We start from the raw sequence: 13,595 nt of genomic DNA on the forward strand, positions 1-13,595 counted from the left end.
CTTTCTCTCTTTACCAAATCCAATTTGTTGGATGATTCACAAAAAGGCAACTAACACCTGTGTCACAAGAATTCGTTTTTTGTTTTAGTTTCTGCGATTTTCTTGTTTGAATTTAGGCCAAAGTAATTTATCTTCTCGTTCTTTTTTTCGATTCATCGACTCTGTGAGTCGTGTTCTTAAAATGTATTCTATTTGGTCTTTTGTTTGAAGTGGCAAACGATCTGCATCAGAAATATTTCCAAGATCTCTTAACAACAGTTGAATTGCTTCATATGCATGTTCATTCAAAAAGTCACCGTTTGTTGGTAGGTTGGAAATTCGATTCCAAGTTTTGATGGCTTCTGATTGGAGTTTTGTATCTTTACGACTGTTCCCGGCTTCCCAAAGAACCCTCCCCTTTTCAAAATATCCATCTTTGATTCGGTACCCCTTTGGTGTTTTTGAAATTAACGTCTCTAAAATATCGATTCGCTTTTTAGAATAAACTTCCTCTACATCTTTATTCGTGAGTATTTTTTTTTCACGTAAAAGTTTTTTATATTTTTCATCCACTCGTCGTAAAGTTTCATAACGCAAAGTTTGTTTTTGTTCTGGTGTTGCCAGTTTCAAATATTCCTTTGCCTGAAAGTATTGTTCGAGCGCCCGACTTTGAATTTCATAAATATTCTCAATCGTAAATAGTATTTCTGTTCCTGTATTTGTCCCCAAATTTGCAGAAAGCGCCGCCATCATTTGCCTAAGAAAATCTTCTTTGTTTAAGTTCTCCTGAAAATAATCAATAGCAAAATAACTGGGATCACCACTAAAAGGATATGCTAATCTTTGTAAGTTTTCGTAATACAAATCTCTAACAAAATAACTAAGATCTCCTTTGTCTGGATCATAACCCATAAACCTAGAGATAAACTCATCCAATTGTTTTTCTTTTTTTTGTTTGAGCGTTTTATCTAAATAACGAGCCCGATCTTCTTTTGGCATTGATAAAGGAGACTTTGGCAGAGCCTCTCCTTCTTTGGAAATCCTCATTGTGATCGGTGGCGAAGATTCATCTCCCTTTCGAAACTCTTCTATGATGCGGTTTCTTTCTTTATGGACAAATAAATTATCTTCTGCATTTTCAATATCCACATGAAAAGGGTCACGAATTCCCTTTACAGTGGGTAGTACATCTTTAACAATGATATCTTCAAAATCACGATTCCGTTTGATATACGAATCTGCAACACCTGAGTTTTCACTGATTTGGTCGTAATCATTTTTGAATTGTTTACGTAAAGAGGATGTCCCTTCCAAATCTTTGACTAAATTTTCCCACTGACTCCCCTTATATTTGCCTTTGGAAAATCCATTTCCATCACCTTCCTCTCCCTCTTCTCCTTCACCAGGTTCTTCAGAAGATTCAGCATTTCCAGTTTCTCCTCCAATTTTACCAAAGTTCATTTGAAAAGTGAGTTCTTTTTCTCCTTCCTGCTCGTAAATCCAAGCTGGACCGCAAAGAATTTTTTGATAAGGAGATTCTACGTTGTTGAAGGAATATATAATTAATGTTATGTGGAAAACAACCGAAATATAGAGAGCAATATAGAACCTGCTTTCAAATAAAAATTTAAGGATTCCTTTTTGCATAAAAGAAAAACGCTAACCCAACAATTCCCATATACAAATAAGAAAGTAGATTTCCATACAATCTATAAAAAGTCATTTCACCTGGAATTACTTGAACTTTTTTGCGAATGATAGCCGTTGTTTCGATAGGAGTAAAATCATTATCAATGTTGCGACCAAGATGATCCGTAAAAACCGACGTGCCAGAGTTAGTTGAACGAACAATCCACTTACGAAATTCTATTGCACGAAGTCGACCTAACGTATGGTGTTGGTATGTTTCTACTGAATTTCCATACCACTTGTCATTGGTTACATTGACAATGAAATCAGGATCACCAGAAAACTTTCTCACAAACTCGGAGATGATTACTTCATAACAAATCAAAGGCAAAAAACTGCCGATTTGTTTTTCTTCCACTCTGTCCTTGGAATAATATTCCCTAACTGCTGCGGGTCCCATCGTCACAGTATCTTCAAAATGAAGGTCTTTTGTTTGCGTAGAACTCGTCTTTCTTGGTTCATAATAAGGAATTAAATTTAGATTGGTTCCCGGTGCAAACTGTCCGGTTTGTCCAGACAAAGCATACATCCAATCAAATGGCATATACTCCCCAAAGATTAGCAAAAAAACCTTTTGGTAACTATTCCTTCTTTCTCCGTTGGGATTCATAATCACAGAAGAATTATACATCCGAACATCTCGTCGAGAGACCCGACCGGGTGGGGCATCTGGATTTAGGTCTGCATCCAATTCATTATAAAATAGATTTGTTCCATGCCTTAAACTAATAATGGCCATTAGCGATTCAAACTGATGCCAATAAATGCGACTGTACCGAGTGATATCAGAATCATGGGTTGTAAAAAAAGGCACACCAGACTCTGGTAAAACCACTAGATCCACGGGGTTTTCTTTTAATTCTCTCTCCGTCATAGAATCGATTCGTGCCATTAAATTTCGAATCTCTTCAATAGGATTTCTGCCGTCTCGAAATTCCAAAGGTGCATTTGGTTGTACGATTAGGACATCCCTTTCAGCGATCGGTTTTACCTTGGACCATTTTTGGAATAAGTAATATCCGTTCCCAAAAAACAAAACCAGAACCAAAACAAAACCAAGTCCACCGAATAAAAATTGTTTTTGAAAACCTTTGTGTTTCGAAAGAAAGTTTGTCAGTAACCTAAAAAAAGTTTTTGGTTTTCTTAAATAAAATAAATAATAAGAAACAAAAAACAAAAATGCGGACAATCCGTACGCACTCGTATATTCAGCGTTTTGTGCTAAAATATGATTTTCGGCGACAACATTCCCAAAATACCAGGGGAAAACTTGGGGAGTGAAAAATTCGGCAAAAAGAATTGAAAACGAAGCAATGAGAGGAAAAAATCGCCCTACTCGTTTGGCTAAAAAAGAAAAAACCAAAAGATAAACAGGAAATTTAAAATTCAAAAGAATCGCAGAACCAATAAAAATAGGAACAGCTAAATACCAATCAAATCCACCAAAAACAGTGGTCATATGGTAAATCCAATGGAAGGAAATGAAATAAAATAGAATTGAAAAACCAAGCCCGTGAAAAATTAGTTTTTTCCACTCACCACGATTTCTTTTTTCAATGAGAAAAAGACCAAAGGGAGCAAACCAAACAAAAAAAGGTAAATTTAGGGGTGCAAATGAGAGAAAAGAAAATGCAGCAGTGATCGAATAACAAAAAACGGATATGAACCCTTCGCGTGAAATTAAAAAACGTATCAGCTTCATATCCGTTAGACTACTAAAATTAAATTACGATTTGTTGTAGTTATTGTTACCGTTTTGCACTTTTGTAAAAATCATTTTACCAGCAGCGGTTTGGATGATACTTGTGACAACCACTCGCACATCTTTACCAACTAAGTGACCACCGTTTTCAATCACAACCATGGTTCCATCTTCTAAATAACCGATCCCTTGGTTTTCGTCCTTTCCTTCTTTGATGACGGAAATTTGGAATTCTTCCCCAGGAAGAACCACTGGTTTCAGAGCATTCGCAAGATTGTTTAAGTTGAGAACGCGAACCCCTTGTAACTCAGCCACTTTGTTTAAGTTGAAGTCGTTGGTAACAACTGCCCCACCAGTATCACGTGCTAGTTTGACTAGTTTTGCATCGACTTCTCTTGTGTCTGAATAATCAGTATAAGTGATTTTTACTTCAATAGAACCTTTTCTTTGGAGTTTGTTCAACATCTCGAGGCCTCGTCGACCACGAGCTCGTTTGATAGGATCTGAAGAATCGGAGATAAGTTGGATCTCACGTAACACAAAATTTGGAAGGATGAGTGGACCATCTAAAAAATGTGTGTCTGCAATATCCAAAATACGACCATCGATGACAACAGACGTATCTAAAATTTTATCGCGAATTTGACTGTTTCCTGTTTCTAGTCCAGGAATTTGGAAACTGGATCCACCTGCAGAACTTCCGCCTCCGAAAATACCAAGTCCAGGTTTTTTAGCAAAAGCCACTCCCGTTTTGATTCCTGTTAAAAACAAAAGAACCGCAACAAAAATTGCAATGGATTTATAACCAGATTCGTTTAAGAGGCTGACAGGGAATGCAGCAATGGACAAACCGAGGAGGGCTCCAACGCTTGCACAAAGTACAACATCGGCTTTGATTTCAGGGAACAATTTTCTTTCACCTAACACGAGCACTAGGGAATACGTGAGAATGATTCCAGCAAGAGACCCCGCCAAAACGAGGTTTTGCGATTCTGAATATAAGAAGAAAAACGATACCGAAGAGACAAAAATTGTCCCAAGGGTTGAAAGTAAGTGTTTCATAACTCAATCCTTGTAAAAGAGTTGAGCAAAAACGGAAGTTTATTCTAAATCTAGATCATCATCCAATTCTTTTGGAGGTGGTGCTGGAGCCAATCCCTGAACCGAAGCCGCAAGCACGTCTGAGACGATGTTTCCTGCTTCTTCTTGGGGTACACCTTTACTAAGTGCAATTTCCATCTTTACTAAATTATAGGCGCTCTCATAGAGCTTTCTTTCCATAATGGAAAGTTCTTTGCCATAGGCACGTCTGTAAAGATTACGGCAAACATCAGCCACTTCGAAAATGGAACCAGATTTAATCTTGTTCATATTGTTCTGGTAACGGACTTTCCAGTCCTCTTCCGTGTCGACCTCATCCTTTTTTAGGAGAGTGAGAACTTTTTTGATCTCTTTTTTATCAATGATCGACCGGATACCCACATCCATTGCCCGATCCACAGGGATAGAGACCTTCATTTTGGAACCTTGAATTTCCAAACTGTAACAGTCTTTTTTCTTTCCCAGAATCAGCTTTTTCGCAACTTCTGTGACTTCACCTACACCATGGATAGGGTATACAACGTAGTCCCCAACCTTGAATTTAGGCTCTTTAGTTTTTTCGTTTAGTTTTTTTGTAGCCAAGTAAGTATAATAACTTCCGTAAATACTCTTGCCATGAGTATACCTGAAAATTGACGAATGTCAAGGAAGTTGGCAAAAATAGTTCAGAATCGAATAGTTTTTACTTGGGCATCGGACAAAGCAGGAAGTTTGGACTTAACAGCTTCCAAAGTTTCCTTTGCGTCTTCCAAACGGTAAAAATATCCGGCAAAGAGTTTGCCCGTTGAAGTACGAAAGATCCTTCCTCGCAGACTAGGATTTGTATCAATTAACTGTTTTCCGACAGCCACGGCTTCTTCCGGTGTGAAATCCCCAATTTGAACCATATAATTGATCTGGTCATTTTTCGGAGGGAACTTCAAAGTTTGCGGGAATGGAGATCCAACGGATGGGCTCGGTTCATTGGACTGGTTCCCTTCCTTATCCCTACCCTCTTCTTCTGGGTTTGCCGTTGTGACTTTGGGTGCCGGTAACCTTTGTGTTGCACCGACATTCGAAAAGGAAGTCTCCGAGTTTTCTTTAAATTTAGTTTCTTTTTGGCCTAGTTGGATGCCTACCACCATACCGGAAGTGAACAATAAAATTCCACCAATGAGAAGAATGAAGGCCGATTTAGGCTTTTGAGTGTTACCGAGATAAGAATGTGTTTGTGGAGAATAGGATGGAACCTCACCTTCTAAAGGTCGGCCGGATCTAAGCTTTCTCGAATAGTCTATATTTTGCATGGGCGTTCCGGTATCTCTATTACTTTAATTGTCGGACACCAATTCGAAAAAATAGAATTGTTTTTTAATGAAAACAGAATGATTCCAAATTCACCTAGATCGTAGTTGAATCCACTAGTCCTAGTTCAAAAATGTGATAACAAAATCGTGAATTGCCCTCTTTGTGAATCTGAATCAAACCAGTTTTTTACCAATCGGTTTCGCTCTTACAATCGATGCCGAAATTGCCTTTCTATCTTTATGGATCCAAAGTTTTGGCCAAATCAAGAGGAAGAGAAACAAAGATATTTAGAACACAATAACGATGTGAAAGACATCCGTTACCAAAACTTTTTAAAGCCTATAGTGGAAAAGGTTTTGTTAAATCAAAAATCTACAGATCGTGGATTGGATTATGGAGCCGGACCCGGTCCTGTCGTTCAATATCTATTGAATGAAGCTGGTTATCCCATCCATTTGTATGATCCCTTTTTTCATAATGATCCAGAAAAAATCAAACAATCTTATGATTACATCATCCTGACAGAAGTGGTAGAACATTTCCATTTTCCAAAAAATGAATTTCAAACTTTATACAATTTATTAAATCCAAACGGAAGCCTTTATATCCTAACTCATCCGTATGATGACGATATAGATTTCGAAAAATGGTATTACAAAAACGACCAAACACATACTTTCTTTTATACAAAAGAATCTTTCGTATGGATCTTAAATCATTATGGATTCAAAAACTTGGAAATTGAGGATCGAATCATTCAATTCAAAAAGTAAACTCTCCACGGATTTGATATTTTAAGTTTTTTCTCTTAACTCAATTAATTTAGAATTATCCGGCTCCAATATTTCAATTTGTTTGAGTATGTATACAAATCTGTCTTTATCTCCACTTAACCGACAAACATCTGCTAAGTGAACCAAATTTCCAATATTTGAAGGCTGCCGCAACCTCACTCTTTCACTTAACTCTTGAGACTCTTCTAAAAAGGATTTTGATTTGTAAATAGAATACAGCCGTTTGTATAAAACAGAGGTATGAAACATCCATCTTGTGTCGGATGGGAAATTTTCCAATGCCAAACTTGCATATTCCATTGCCTTAAGTAATACACCTTCTTTCTCATATAACCTAGTTATATATTTTAATTCCTTAATGGATATTTCTAAAGCTGAATTATAAGACAAAAGTACATCCAAAGCTTTGCTATATTGTTTTAGTTTAATAAACTTCTTAGCCTCTTTCCAGTAAACTCCCGGTTTAGTAAAAGACCCTAATTTATATTCCAATGAAATCAAACTTAAATCATCCGAGAACTTCCCTTTTGTCTTCAAAATAGAGATCACATTTTTAATATCTCCATCAGATTCCTCAAGACAGTTTAAAATTAAATTTTGATCTTCGTTAATTTCACGATACCTTCCTGATTCCGATATTACAAGATCATCCTTACCATCCGAACCACAAATTATTTTATCTCCTTTTTGCATTTGAAAAACTGAAATAAATCGATTGGTTGGAACTTCCATTACACCTAATTTATAATAATGAATTTCATCTTCTATAAATCTTGCTTTTCCATCTCGATATAAAATGACCCAAGGATGTTCTAAATTAATAAAGTATAAAGTTCCAGTTGATTCTTCAAGGAGTCCGAGAACTGCGGATACCAACATTGCCCCATCAAAAGTTTCAAAGATTTTTTGAAGGTCAAGATAACAATCATGTAACCATCTTTCAGGTGACCTATTCGATGAAGTTGGATCCATTTTCGAACGGATGACGATGGAATTATAAACTGCCCCAAGGACAATTGCACCACCTGCACCTTGGATAGACTTACCCATTGCATCCCCATTAATAAAGGCTTTGTATCGTTTACCCTGCAAGATTAAATTATAAACAGATACATAATCACCACCTAACTGGTATTCCTTGCTCCTGAACTTAAATTTTTTGTATTGATTGACAATAGTATCAATATTTAGAGCATTCCCATCAGTTTCATGCCCCAACAAAGGTTCCAACAGCAATGATGTTAAAAAATAATCTCCGTCTTGCTGAGACTTTAATGTCTGTATTTCTTCAACAGTTTTGGTAACTTCTTCATTTTTATTAATAATTAGTTTGTGGTTTAAAAAAGAATGAAATCGATATCTTTCCATAATGAGACCACTAAAAATCCCAAGAACATAACTAATTGCTAAGTTTTGCATCGAATAACTTGCCGCTGCCGTGCTTAGATCAGGTTTATATACAATGACTGAAATAAAAAAAAGCAATATAGAGATAGGATAGTAGAAAAATAAAGTTTTTCTAGGGAGTGGTAAAAAAGGAAGGATCATCACGAGCATCTGGTATCCAGAAACATAAGGTGCATCGTCTGCGATCCGACCTGTATAATATGCGGCCGTGAACAAGAGGTAAGCATAAGTGAGGTAAGCCCATGTAAGTCCTTCCCAAGAAGAAAACTTGTTTTTAAAATGATTGTAGAAAATAAAAACAATATAGGAAAAACAAAAGAGGCTATATCCAATGCGAAAGTAAAATAATTCGGGAAATTCGGGATGGAGTTTTGCATCCGTATCAAATGCAAAACCTAACATACCAAAGACGCCAATGATACTTCCGGGAATTTGAATGATTCGAGTGTGTCTGTCTAATTCCTTTACGTAATCGTCGTTATAGATTTTCCTCTCAGGAATTAGATCTAAAAATTGTGAGAGAATCGTTTTTAGGTAGTGATACACGATTCTTCATTAGACGAAAAAGCCCGCACGAGGGCGGGCTTCTTTGAAAATGTTTTGTCTATTTTTTTCTAGAAGAATGGTTTTGCTGGGAACTCTGTCGAAGGAGCAATCCTAGAAATAATGTCTCCAAAAGAGAAAGCAAACAACAGTGCCAAGAAGGCAAATGCAGATAGGAAAATAACACGGTTCAGCATATTATCATACTTTAAATGCATGAAGTAAGCCAAAACGAAAAAAGCCTTACATGTTGCCACAGCCATTGCGACAATCATGTTCCACTTTCCTAAATCATATTGCGCTACCCAAACTGTGATGAATGTTCCAAAGAATAAGGCTAAAAGAACAAAAACATATGTTTTAATCGAAATCACATGGTGATCCGGTTCTTCTTCCTCTTCTCCATCTTCAACCCACATGGAAGCAGAAGCATGGTCTTCTTTGTGATCTTCATCACCCATAACAAATTTCAATAACTTGTTATCTTTGTTTTCTTCTGTAAATTTTGCAAAACGATCTGTTTGAAAAAACTGACCGAACCAGTTTACGATAAATCCTAAAATGGTAGCAGTTGCAATCCCCGGAGCAAAGATTCCAAATCCAAGAATTGGAGTGAACACCGCAACGAGGGCTATGAAGTAAAGTCCGTAATTGATTACGTATTCCATTCGATAATACCTTTTATCCTACCAAATAAAGAAGTGGAAAGAGGTAAATCCATACCAAATCCACAACGTGCCAGAAAAGACCCACACCTTCAACAGGAGTGTAATATTCAGGACCAACCTTTCTTCGAAGAGTTTTGATAAAAACCCAGAAGATAAGGAAAGCGCCAGCTACTACGTGAACTCCGTGAAGACCCGTCATAACAAAGTAAAAGCCGTAAAACATTTCCCATTTTGGCTGTGAGATCACCGCTTTCAAACGAGTGACTTCTTCTGCGCTTACATGGTTCTTTTCTAGTTCTGCAGGATTTTTTAAGAGAGCGGAAATTTTAGATTCACACTCTGCTCTTTTTCCACCTGCCCCACAAGAAGGATCAACTAACGAAAATTTGCCGGGAACAGTTCCTACATGGAACTTGTGGCTGTATTCGAAGTATTTAATTACCATGAAGGCACCAGCACAAGCTATGGTTAAGGCAAGCATGATAGCTGCAATTTTATGCAAACCACGTTGCACGTAGTTAATCGCAGCAGCCATGGTGAAGGAACTGATCAGAAGGACTACGGTGTTTACCGCGCCCATTTTCCAATCCAATGTTTCCGAACCATTTTTAAAAACAGTTGGGTAAAGAGAATGATAGATGAGGTAACCTACGAATAGGCCACCGAACATCAGGATTTCAGTGCAAAGGAATAACCAGATTCCTTGTTTGGAAGAGGCATATTGGTGTTCTGCACTCTTAAAATGGTGTTGATGTTGAAATTCACTTGAAGAACTAACGGAAGTCATATGGCCCTGCAGTTACTGTTGGAGTATTGATAAAGTTTTCGTGTGGAGGAGGAGAAGACGTTTGCCATTCGAGTGTTTTTGCACCCCAAGGGTTGTCAGAAGCTTTTTCCCCTTTGAAAATTCCATGAATGATTGTGATAAGGCCCGCCAAAAATCCGAGACCAATCAGCCAAGAACCTACAGTTGAGATTTGGTTGAGGTTTGTATATTCAGGTAGGTAATCAAAGTAACGTCTTGGCATTCCCATTGCTCCGAGGACAAATTGTGGGAAGAAGGTTACGTTGAATCCAGTAAAGATGAGAACCCAAGAAATACGTCCACCAAGATCAGAAGTCATCCTTCCAAACATTTTTGGAAACCAGTAAAAAATACCGCCCATGAGTGCCATAAGTGTTCCGCCCACCATTACGTAATGAAAGTGAGCAACTACGAAGTATGTATCATGGAAGTGAACGTCCATACCAGTTGATGCAAGGAATACTCCTGTCAAACCACCGATAGTAAAGAGAAACATAAAACCAAGAGCGAAGAGCATTGGCGCTTCGAAGGTAACAGTTCCGCGATACATTGTAGAGATCCAGTTGAAGAGTTTGATAGCGGTTGGAACCCCAACAAACATTGTGATGATGGAGAAGATGATACCAGCTAGAGTGGATTGACCAGAAACAAACATATGGTGTCCCCAAACAAGGAAGGAAACTGCCGCAATCGCTACTGATGAATAAGCAATCGCACGGTAACCGAAAATTGTTTTTTTGGAGAACGCAGTGATGAGTTCAGAAATCACACCCATCGCAGGAAGGATCATGATATAAACCGCAGGGTGAGAGTAGAACCAGAAGAAGTGTTGGAATAACACTGGGTCTCCACCAAGATCTGGATCAAAAATCCCTACTCCAAGAGTTTTTTCTGCTCCGATGAGGAGAAGAGTGATCGCAAGGATTGGTGTTGCAAGGATTTGAATGATAGAAGTGGAATACAAAGCCCAAATCATCAGTGGGATTCGATCCATTGTCATTCCAGGAGCCCTTAGTTTATGAGTGGTTACGATGAAGTTTAGTCCTGTTAAGATGGAAGAAAAACCCATTGTAAATGCACCCAAAACAAGCAAAATCACTCCATTGGAAGTTTTTGCAGTCGAGTAAGGAGTATAAAATGTCCAACCTGTATCTACTTGGTTAAAGATCATGGAAGAAGCAGCAATGGCAGCTCCTGCAATGAAAATGTAGTAAGAGGCAAGGTTTAACCTTGGGAAAGCTACGTCTTTAGCACCCAATTGGATGGGTAGAACAAAGTTTCCAAGGAAAGCAGGAATTCCAGGAATGATTACCATAAATACCATGATGGCACCATGGAAGGTCATAAACTTATTGTAAGTATCTGGTTCCAAAAGTGGCGTAGCGCCAAATTTTGCTAGATGCAAACGAATCCCTAAAGCAAAGAATCCACCGATTAAGAAAAGGGTAGAAACTGTTGCAAAGTACATAAGACCAATGCGTTTGTGGTCCAGAGTGGTCATCCAAGACCAGATTCCGGATCCGTGGTTCAGATAATTATGGTCTGTGTGACCATGTTCGGTTTTTGTATGTGCTGAACTCATCTCTCTTCCTTATTTAATGGATTTGATATATTCAATTAGGTTGGCAACGTCTTCGTCAGACAATTGGCCTTGGAAAGTTGGCATCACCGGTTGGTAAGTATCTACAACTTTAGCAGTAGAAACAAGAATGGATTCACGAAGATAATTCTCATCCGCTTTTGTTTTGCTACCATCTGTAAATTTACGCTCAGAACCAAAAAGTCCTTTCATTGTAGGTCCAACGACTCTAGATCCATCGACCGAGTGGCAGGCTGCACAAGCTTTCTGAGCAAAGAGTGTTTTTCCAAGATCCGCAGGAGTGTCCGCCCCTTTTTTCTCAGCATGATACCAAGCTGCGTATTCCTCAGAAGGAATGGCTTTGATTTTGATCATCATACCAGAGTGTTTGGTTCCGCAGTACTCTGTACAAAAAACGATGTATTCGCCCGGTTGTTTTGGTTCGAACCAAAGTTGAGTGAGTTTTCCTGGAACCGCATCTTGTTTGGTGCGGAAAGCAGGAACATAGAAACTATGAATGACATCTTTAGAAGTGAGGATGAGTTTTGTGGCTTTTCCTGCGGGAACAATCATTGGATCATTTGCAGAGCTATAAAATTCTTTTCCGTTTGCGTAACGATATGTCCACGCCCACTGCTCAGCAGTGACATGAATTTCGGCAGCAATGTCCTCTGGTGGGGTTCTAAGTTTTTCGAAAATGACCATACCCCAGTAGAAAATCCCCATCATAATGATGAGAGGGATAAACGACCAAAGAAATTCTGCAAAATTATTGTGAGTAATGTATGCGGATTTCTGGTCTAAACTTGTACGTTTGAACTTGATGAGGAACCATGTCATTCCACCAATCAAGATGACAAACGAAACAAGGCTTGCTATGATCAGAAACGCATAGAGAAGATCGACTTCTTTTGCGATTTCAGTTGCCTGGATAGGCATGAACGAGGTCGCTGGAATGAGACTGCTCCAAGACATCTATGTGACTCCTTGACGGTTGTTATTTGTTATTTTTCGCCAGTTTATGTATAAAAACGCACCGAGAAGGAGTAAGGTGACCGCCCCCCCGAATTGCATCATCCTGTATGCGTATATCGTATATTTATTTTTTCTCGGATCAAATTGAAAGCAAAATAAAGCAAACTTGTCTACAAAACTCCCAATCTTACCAGAAGATGCCTCAAGAAAGGCAAATTTCAAATCCCTAGGTTCCAATTGGATCCCTTGGAAAATGCGAGAAACCTTCCCTTCCGGAGTCAAAACATAAACCCCACTTGCGTGGATGAATTGTTTTGCTTCCGCGTCCCATGCATACCGAAAGTCCAATTGTTTGGTCAGAGCATCAATGGATTCTTGAGTTCCTGTGAGGAGATGAAGGCCAGATTCTGCACCTTCTCTACCATATTCCTTCAAATAAGCACCTTTTTTAGGAAAAGAAACAGATTCATTTTCCTTTGGATCAATGGATACAGCAATGTATTGGTATTCTTTGCCAAGAGTCCAATCGAGGGCTTTTAATCCTTGGAACACACCGTTGAGGTGGATATTACAAAGAGTAGGACATTTGAAGTAAACGGGAGAAAGGAGGATTGGTTTTCCTTTGGAGAGAAAATCGGAAAACTTAACGGTTTTTCCAGATTCATCTCGGAACGGAATTTCGAGATTCAGAGACTTCCCTGTGACATCAGAAAATCCAATATTCTCAAGTTCTTTCGGGAGATTATTCTCCCGAGTCAAATTGGAATGCGGGTCATACGCAGACACGCCAGTCCCAAACAACAAAAAAAGAAAAAAGAAAAGTCGAATGTTCACGAAGGTTTGGTTGTTACCCTATTTGGACTGAACGCTTTTGGATTCCATTCCTGGGTTGTCCGGTGTACCCGGGTGAACAAAGGAAATATAAGCGAAGAAAAGAATGTTTAATACGAGTGTGACAAGGAAAGTCCAGTAGCCACCCTTATTATAAAGGTCTGTGTTTTGCATAATTTTACCTGATATAGTCTATACGAAAAACTGCTCTTTTTATCCAACAATTTTTAAAAGA

13 protein-coding genes are annotated in these 13,595 nt (G+C 38.4%); 1 reads left to right on the forward strand and 12 read right to left on the reverse strand.

The window, feature by feature from the left end:
• Positions 1 to 84: 84 nt before the first annotated feature.
• The 5 genes from CH364_RS14025 to CH364_RS14045 all read right to left on the reverse strand — a co-directional run bounded on the left by CH364_RS14025 (position 85) and on the right by CH364_RS14045 (position 5,757).
• Positions 85 to 1,626, reverse strand: coding sequence for a hypothetical protein (locus tag CH364_RS14025; protein WP_100744316.1), 1,542 nt, complete (start codon positions 1,624 to 1,626; stop codon positions 85 to 87).
• Positions 1,607 to 3,370 (reverse strand): apolipoprotein N-acyltransferase, encoded by a 1,764-nt coding sequence (lnt, locus tag CH364_RS14030; RefSeq protein ID WP_100744315.1) that lies wholly within the window; start codon positions 3,368 to 3,370, stop codon positions 1,607 to 1,609. The genes CH364_RS14025 and lnt overlap by 20 nt, the downstream gene beginning before the upstream one ends.
• Before the next feature lie 24 nt (positions 3,371 to 3,394).
• Entirely contained in the window at positions 3,395 to 4,432 is a 1,038-nt protein-coding gene (locus tag CH364_RS14035; protein ID WP_100744314.1) for a PIN/TRAM domain-containing protein, read from the reverse strand.
• 39 nt (positions 4,433 to 4,471) lie between these two features.
• Positions 4,472 to 5,053: a CarD family transcriptional regulator gene (locus CH364_RS14040; RefSeq protein WP_002978378.1), complete on the reverse strand. Its 582-nt coding sequence runs from the start codon at positions 5,051 to 5,053 to the stop codon at positions 4,472 to 4,474.
• Between the two features lie 83 nt (positions 5,054 to 5,136).
• On the reverse strand, positions 5,137 to 5,757 hold the full coding sequence (locus tag CH364_RS14045; protein WP_100744313.1) for a hypothetical protein: 621 nt from the start codon (positions 5,755 to 5,757) through the stop codon (positions 5,137 to 5,139).
• A gap of 105 nt (positions 5,758 to 5,862) precedes the next feature.
• Between CH364_RS14045 and CH364_RS14050 the strand changes: the two genes are divergently transcribed.
• Complete coding sequence (locus tag CH364_RS14050; RefSeq protein ID WP_243401391.1) at positions 5,863 to 6,531, forward strand: class I SAM-dependent methyltransferase; 669 nt, start codon at positions 5,863 to 5,865, stop codon at positions 6,529 to 6,531.
• A gap of 21 nt (positions 6,532 to 6,552) precedes the next feature.
• On the opposite strand, the gene CH364_RS14055 is transcribed toward CH364_RS14050, so the two are convergent.
• The 7 genes from CH364_RS14055 to CH364_RS18710 all read right to left on the reverse strand — a co-directional run bounded on the left by CH364_RS14055 (position 6,553) and on the right by CH364_RS18710 (position 13,534).
• The gene (locus tag CH364_RS14055; protein WP_100744311.1) at positions 6,553 to 8,505 is read right to left on the reverse strand and encodes a PP2C family protein-serine/threonine phosphatase; all 1,953 of its coding nucleotides are present in this window, start codon (positions 8,503 to 8,505) and stop codon (positions 6,553 to 6,555) included.
• A 68-nt stretch (positions 8,506 to 8,573) separates the two neighbouring features.
• On the reverse strand, positions 8,574 to 9,170 hold the full coding sequence (locus CH364_RS14060) for a cytochrome C oxidase subunit IV family protein (protein ID WP_100744310.1): 597 nt from the start codon (positions 9,168 to 9,170) through the stop codon (positions 8,574 to 8,576).
• A 13-nt stretch (positions 9,171 to 9,183) separates the two neighbouring features.
• Positions 9,184 to 9,957, reverse strand: coding sequence for a cytochrome c oxidase subunit 3 family protein (locus CH364_RS14065; protein WP_100744309.1), 774 nt, complete (start codon positions 9,955 to 9,957; stop codon positions 9,184 to 9,186).
• Positions 9,944 to 11,557: a cytochrome c oxidase subunit I gene (locus tag CH364_RS14070; RefSeq protein ID WP_100744308.1), complete on the reverse strand. Its 1,614-nt coding sequence runs from the start codon at positions 11,555 to 11,557 to the stop codon at positions 9,944 to 9,946. The genes CH364_RS14065 and CH364_RS14070 overlap by 14 nt, the downstream gene beginning before the upstream one ends.
• A gap of 9 nt (positions 11,558 to 11,566) precedes the next feature.
• Positions 11,567 to 12,529 carry a cytochrome c oxidase subunit II gene (gene coxB, locus CH364_RS14075; protein ID WP_100744307.1) on the reverse strand — a complete coding sequence of 321 codons (963 nt, stop codon included), beginning with the start codon at positions 12,527 to 12,529 and terminating at the stop codon, positions 11,567 to 11,569.
• Positions 12,530 to 13,363, reverse strand: coding sequence for an SCO family protein (locus tag CH364_RS14080; protein ID WP_100744306.1), 834 nt, complete (start codon positions 13,361 to 13,363; stop codon positions 12,530 to 12,532).
• 18 nt (positions 13,364 to 13,381) lie between these two features.
• Entirely contained in the window at positions 13,382 to 13,534 is a 153-nt protein-coding gene (locus CH364_RS18710) for a hypothetical protein (protein ID WP_002974556.1), read from the reverse strand.
• Positions 13,535 to 13,595 lie beyond the last annotated feature (61 nt).

The sequence above is a fragment of the Leptospira harrisiae genome (assembly GCF_002811945.1).
GTDB classification, from domain to species: domain Bacteria; phylum Spirochaetota; class Leptospiria; order Leptospirales; family Leptospiraceae; genus Leptospira_A; species Leptospira_A harrisiae.

Coding starts and splice junctions, on each gene's coding strand:
- coxB (WP_100744307.1), bottom strand. CDS start 12,529: ATGTCTTGGAGCAGTCTCATTCCAGCGACCTCGTTCATGCCTATCCAG.
- CH364_RS14045 (WP_100744313.1), bottom strand. CDS start 5,757: ATGCAAAATATAGACTATTCGAGAAAGCTTAGATCCGGCCGACCTTTA.
- CH364_RS14070 (WP_100744308.1), bottom strand. CDS start 11,557: ATGAGTTCAGCACATACAAAAACCGAACATGGTCACACAGACCATAAT.
- CH364_RS18710 (WP_002974556.1), bottom strand. CDS start 13,534: ATGCAAAACACAGACCTTTATAATAAGGGTGGCTACTGGACTTTCCTT.
- lnt (WP_100744315.1), bottom strand. CDS start 3,370: ATGAAGCTGATACGTTTTTTAATTTCACGCGAAGGGTTCATATCCGTT.
- CH364_RS14065 (WP_100744309.1), bottom strand. CDS start 9,957: ATGACTTCCGTTAGTTCTTCAAGTGAATTTCAACATCAACACCATTTT.
- CH364_RS14025 (WP_100744316.1), bottom strand. CDS start 1,626: ATGCAAAAAGGAATCCTTAAATTTTTATTTGAAAGCAGGTTCTATATT.
- CH364_RS14035 (WP_100744314.1), bottom strand. CDS start 4,432: ATGAAACACTTACTTTCAACCCTTGGGACAATTTTTGTCTCTTCGGTA.
- CH364_RS14060 (WP_100744310.1), bottom strand. CDS start 9,170: ATGGAATACGTAATCAATTACGGACTTTACTTCATAGCCCTCGTTGCG.